This window comes from Natronomonas sp. CBA1123, from assembly GCF_009741925.1.
Taxonomy (GTDB): Archaea; Halobacteriota; Halobacteria; order Halobacteriales; family Haloarculaceae; genus Natronomonas.
In genome coordinates this window covers 1-5,218 of the sequence record NZ_WPCC01000078.1, presented here as the reverse complement: position 1 = coordinate 5,218, position 5,218 = coordinate 1, and the positions used below count along the sequence as shown (strand labels likewise).

Here is a 5,218-nt window from a genome sequence, read left to right as displayed (position 1 = left end):
TCCGGGTCCGTGGCGTCGGGGACGTCCGGGTCCGTGGCGTCCGGGTCGGGGGCGTCCGGGTCTGTCTCCAATGCCTCGGAATCCGCCGAAGCCGATTCGGGGTCGGCGTCGGCCGCCTCGGTCGAAGCGTCGTCGACGGCGGCGCCCGTCGCGGCCGCCGTCGTCCCCGCCGCCGATTCCGATTCGGGGACGTGTCCGAGGTCCCGGGCGGTGACGCGGTCGTCGAACAGCGACGTGAGGACGCTCAGCACCTGCCCTTCGTGGGCCGCCGGCGTGATGTGGAAGTGCGCTCGGGCGCCCGACTGCTCGAACTTCGAGGTGATTTCGTTGAGGAACTGGAACACGCGGTTGGGTTCGACGTACTGCAACAGCGCCGTCACCGACTCGAAGCACACCACGGTCCGGTTGCCGTTGCCGTGCCACGCCGAGAGGAACTCCGAGATGGCGATGCCGACGCCGGTGAGGTCGCTCGGGTCGGAGATGCGACGAACCATCGGGCCGGATTCGCCGCCGAGGCGTGCGCTGCCGTCGGAGCCACCCACGTCGACGGTGACGATACCGACGTTGGACGGCGGGGCATCGGCGTGGCGTTTCAGTGCCTCGATGCGCTCCCGCCCCGACTTCGTGACGGTGACGAACAGCACGTCGACGTTGGTGGGGTCGTCGACTCCGAGGAGGTGCATACACGCGGCTTCGTCGCACTCGCCGTGCTCGCCGGTCTCGAAGAGAACGTTCGTCGGACCCGTTCGTGACATCTCGAATTACTCACCCGGACCTCGTGAGCCGTTCCCACGATACTGCGATTGTTTCGTGTTGATACGGTAACGTATAGTGGGTTTCGTTCGTATCGAATCTCGATACGGAGCCACCGCCGAGTTCTCACGTCGACGGCCGGGTCCCGGAACACCGCTACGACAGCGGTGGTGACAGTTCTGGTGGCGTCTCCGAGACATCGTCGGGGTCGTCGACGGGACCGGATTCCGTGTCGTGTCCGCGGTCGAACAGACACGACACGGCGTACGCGAACTGTCCGAACGTCGGCAGTGGGTCCCGTTTCGAGACGATGTCGTAACAGCACGGCTTCGAGGACGGTGTGAGGAACTCCGCGAGCGCCGTCGCTCGGTCCTCGCGTGCCAGCACCTGTTGGGCGTCGGTGAACAGACACCGGGCCCGGACGCCGACGGCGTACTCCAACTGCGGGTCGACGTCGTCGCCGATGGCCAACTGATACAGCAGATACGGGAACTCGACGCCGGCGTACACCGACAGTGCGAGACTTCCCCACAGACGGGGGTTGATTTCGAGGAGTTTCGGCTCGCCGGTGTCGGCGTCGACGCGGAACTCCACCATCGCGAGGCCGCGCCACTCCAGTGCCGTCAGGAACTCGTCGGCGAGGGCGACGAGTTCCGGGTCGCGGATGGTTTCGCGGTACGTACTCGCCCCGCCCTCGGGCGGGTTCGAGCGAAGGCGCTTCTGGACGGTCAACCCGGTCAGCGTCCCCGAGCAGTCGTACAGGGTGTACACGCCGACTTCATGGCCGAAGGGGACGAACTCCTGGACCAACAGCGGGCGGTACCGTGCCGGCGTCTCACGGAGCGTCCGTTCGAGGTCGGCCCGTGAGTGACAGACCGAGACCCCGTTTCGGCTGGACCCCCGCGTCGGTTTGACGACGACCGGGTAGCCGAGTTCGTCGCCGACGGTGTCGATGTCGAACTCCTCGGCGAAGCGCGTTTCCGGGTGGGGAACGTCGTGGGCTCTGGCCGCCTCGACGGTTCGTCGCTTGTCGAGCCCGACGGCCAGTTGGTCGTACGGGAGAAACGGAACTGTCGTGTGTGCTTCGAAGCGGTCGCGGTGTTGGACGACGGTTTCGACCGTCGCCTCGTTCACCGGCAACAGCATGTCGTAGTCCGCCCGCTGGAGTTCCGCCTCGATGGCACGGACGAACGCCTCCGGAGCGTCGATGGGCGAAGGATACGCTACGAACCGGTCGACGTATCTGGACAGCCGCCCGGCGTGGAACCGTCTCGAACTCCCGGCAGTCACGTCCAATCCCCGCCCACCGAGACACCGAATCGAGACCAATCCGTGTCGCGAGTGCGCGTTGAGGACGAACACCTTCGCCATAGGCCGCATACAGTAAACGGCCCCTTCAGCGTTGTTTCGGTTAAGTTGTGTCTACTCGGGTTCGTTTGGGAACGGGTGAAACCCGTTCAGACGGACCCGATGGGGTCCTCTACGCCGTCGAAGTAGCGGTCGGCGACGGCTTCGGCGGTCCGCAGCGCCAGCGCCTGCCCCGAGTGGGTGGGATTGGCGCCGCCGACGCCGTTGGAGAGCGCCGAGTGGTCGGCGACGAACAGCCGACTCACGTCCATCGCTTCACAGCCCGTATCGAGCACCTTCCCCATCGCCATCGACGACTGCATGTGCAACAGAATCGGCGCGGCGTCGGTGCGGTGGACGTGCTCGGCGCCGGCTTCCTCGAGGATTTCTGCGGCCCGTCGGGCGAGGTCGTCGCGTCGGGCGTCGTCTTCGGGGTGGGCCTCCCACTCGACGAGCGGGACGGGACCGTGTTCGTCCTCGGTCGTCTCGTCGATGGAGACGCCGTTTTCCTTCCGGGGTCGGTCGTCGGTGTGACAGATGAGCGTCAGCGTCCGGCGGTAGTCGGCCATCTGTTCTTTGAGTTGCCGGCCGGCGAGTCGGCCGGCGGTGTCCCACGGTTCGCCCGCGGTGTCGCGGTCGAAGGCCCACTCGCCCTGTGCGGCGGCGTACATCGCCATCGCGGTGATGCCGGGCGCGAACGTGTTGACGGCGATGCCGCCTTTGCCGGGAACGTCGACCCGCGAACCGGCGGCCTGCCCCTGATGGGGTTCGACCGCACGCTGGCCGATGAGCGCTTCGAGGGTATCGGGGTCGAAGGTGCCCGCGACGAAATCGAAGTGGTGGGTGGTCAGGCCCCGGCCGACCCAGCCGTTGTCCGGGAGTCCGGAGTTGAGCCACAGTCGTGGGGTCTCGATACACCCAGCCGCGAGGACGACCACGTCGGCGTGGATGCGCTCGGTCGTCCCGGCCCACGTGTCGCGGAACTCGACGCCGGTGGCCTCCTCGGCCGCACCGCCTTCGGTGAGAATGGCCGTCGCGAAGGCGTTCGGCCGAATCTCGACGTGGCCGGTATCGAGCGCCCGTGGCACCAGCGAGACGTTCGAGGAGCGACGCGCACGCTCACGCATCGGTGCGTCTCGGGGGTGGGGACCACCCTGGTGTTCGTGCATCGCCAGCGTGTCTCCCTCGTAGTCGGGGTAGCGGTACTCGCTGGTGTTGTTCCCACCAACATCGCCCTCTTCGCCGCCGTCGCGCATCAGCCGCTCGTCCGGTTGCGGAATGGCGTTGGGGAACGGACGATACCCCGACTCAGTGACGTTGTAGCCGTCGTTGAGACCGTACCCCGCTCTTCGAGCGCCCTCGAAGAACACCTCGGCTTTCGGCGTCGTCGGCGCCGGTTCGACGGGATGGGTCTCCTCCAGCAGTTGGTAGTACGGTACCAGTTCCTCGTAGTCGATGGGCCAGTGGGGTTGGTCCTCGACGCTCGTGACGAAGGCGCGGGGGTGGTTGGCGTAGTAGTGTTGAGTCGTTCCGCCGACGCCCGAGAGTTGTGAGATGAGCGCCTGCTGGGGAACCGTCCGTTGCCACGGCGGGCGGTCCGAATCGGCCGGCCCCCACCGCAGTTTTCCGGTGACGGGGTCGTTCATATCGCCCTCTTTCGAGGTGAACTGTTCGTCGTAGAGCTCACCCGAGAGGTCCGAGGGGTCCCCGGAGCGTTCGCCGCCCGGGGCGTCGTTGGGCGCCTCCCACTTCTCGTTGCCGTAGAAGGGGCCGGCCTCGAGTATCGTCACGTCGATGCCGAGTTGGCCGAGTCGCCACGCCAAGGCGGGACCGTCACCGCCCGCGCCGACGACGACGACGTCTGTGTCGCGTTCGTACATCAGTAGTCGTTCTCCTCGAATTCCTCGACTTCGTAGCCCATACCGACCGCATACCCGTCCGACGGGCCGGGATAGTCGGCCTGCTGCCAGCCGAGCGAGCGCTCCTCGCCGTCGTCGGCCGTCGCCTCGGAGTAGTAGACGAACTCTACGAGAATCGGAAGCGAACTGGCGAGAAACTGGATGGTGCCGAGGGCGGCGGAGTCGAACCGGTCGGCCAACCGCGGAAAGACGCCCTCGTCTTCGAGCAAGCGAAGCGCACGCAGGCGGTCCTGGCGGGAGAGTCGCGAGAACGGCCCGCCGGCGAACGCCTCGGCCGGCGAGTTGAAGCCGTCCGCACTGCGACGCCGGACGAGCAGTTCGGCGGCCGCGGTGTCGAGCAACACCGCGACGGCGGGTGCCATCGGTGTGGCGTCGTAGCCGGCGGCAGCGAGAGCCCCGTCGGCCTCCTGAAAGTTGTTCACGCGGTCGATAATCTCTTCTTCCAGTCCGACGGCGAGCCCGCCGGGGACGTGTTCGTCGCCCCTGTCGGCGAGGTCCGGCGTCTCCGGGACGAGTGCGTCGACGAGCGCGGCGAACGTTCCGCGGGTGTGGCTCACGACGGCCCCACCCCCTCTCGTGTGGCTGCCATACCCTCACGTGCGGTCGGCCTCACCTCAACGTTCCGCCGTCAATGTGCGGAACAACGACCCCCGACTCACTCCCGGTCGAGATGCAACGACACCCGGCCGACCGCGACGGTCTTTTCCCCCTCGTCGGTGGACATCGTCACCTCGACTTCGACGACGCCCATGCTCCGACCGGAGCGGACGACGGTCGCCTCGGCGGTCAAATCGGCGGCGGCCGGTCGGACGTAACTGACGTTTAACTCCGTCGTCGCGTGTGGCGTCGACATCGGGTCCGCCAGTGTCGTCCGGATGGCCGCGCCACCGGCGTGGTCGATAAGCGTCGCGACGACGCCGCCCTGAATGGCCTCCGACCCCGGATTGGTGAGCGACGCCTCGTGAGGCAACGTGAGGCGGATGAATCCCTCTCGCTGGTCGTCGATTTCGATGCCGAGGTCCCGGAGGTGGTCGTGGTTTTCGAGGAACCACTCGTTGGTGTCGGTCATACCCCCGATTCGATGAGGGCTAACTAGAAACTGTCGCGTGGCTTCAGGGGCAAATCAGCCGTCGAGATTCGACATCGCCGCGCCCGCCGCGGCGGCGACGAGCGTTCCGACCGCGGCAGCGGCCACCCCC

Annotated in this window: 5 protein-coding genes; all 5 read right to left on the bottom strand. The window is 67.1% G+C overall.

All coding sequences use genetic code 11. The features are described 5' to 3' along the window. Positions 1 to 755: hypothetical protein (locus GJ631_RS18175; protein WP_156710505.1), on the bottom strand; the 755-nt coding region annotated here is incomplete at its 3' end. Between the two features lie 154 nt (positions 756 to 909). Beyond that, positions 910 to 2,124, bottom strand: coding sequence for an ATP-grasp domain-containing protein (locus GJ631_RS18170; protein ID WP_197425197.1), 1,215 nt, complete (start codon positions 2,122 to 2,124; stop codon positions 910 to 912). 86 nt (positions 2,125 to 2,210) lie between these two features. Continuing rightward, on the bottom strand, positions 2,211 to 3,980 hold the full coding sequence (locus GJ631_RS18165; protein WP_156710503.1) for a GMC family oxidoreductase N-terminal domain-containing protein: 1,770 nt from the start codon (positions 3,978 to 3,980) through the stop codon (positions 2,211 to 2,213). Further along, complete coding sequence (locus GJ631_RS18160) at positions 3,980 to 4,576, bottom strand: hypothetical protein (protein ID WP_156710502.1); 597 nt, start codon at positions 4,574 to 4,576, stop codon at positions 3,980 to 3,982. The genes GJ631_RS18165 and GJ631_RS18160 overlap by 1 nt, the downstream gene beginning before the upstream one ends. Positions 4,577 to 4,674: 98 nt before the next feature. Beyond that, positions 4,675 to 5,088, bottom strand: coding sequence for a PaaI family thioesterase (locus GJ631_RS18155; RefSeq protein WP_156710501.1), 414 nt, complete (start codon positions 5,086 to 5,088; stop codon positions 4,675 to 4,677). Between the last annotated feature and the right edge of the window lie 130 nt (positions 5,089 to 5,218).

Excerpts from the sequence above, each read along its gene's own strand:
- GJ631_RS18170 (WP_197425197.1), bottom strand. The coding sequence starts at position 2,124 with ATGGCGAAGGTGTTCGTCCTCAACGCGCACTCGCGACACGGATTGGTC.
- GJ631_RS18165 (WP_156710503.1), bottom strand. The coding sequence starts at position 3,980 with ATGTACGAACGCGACACAGACGTCGTCGTCGTCGGCGCGGGCGGTGAC.
- GJ631_RS18155 (WP_156710501.1), bottom strand. The coding sequence starts at position 5,088 with ATGACCGACACCAACGAGTGGTTCCTCGAAAACCACGACCACCTCCGG.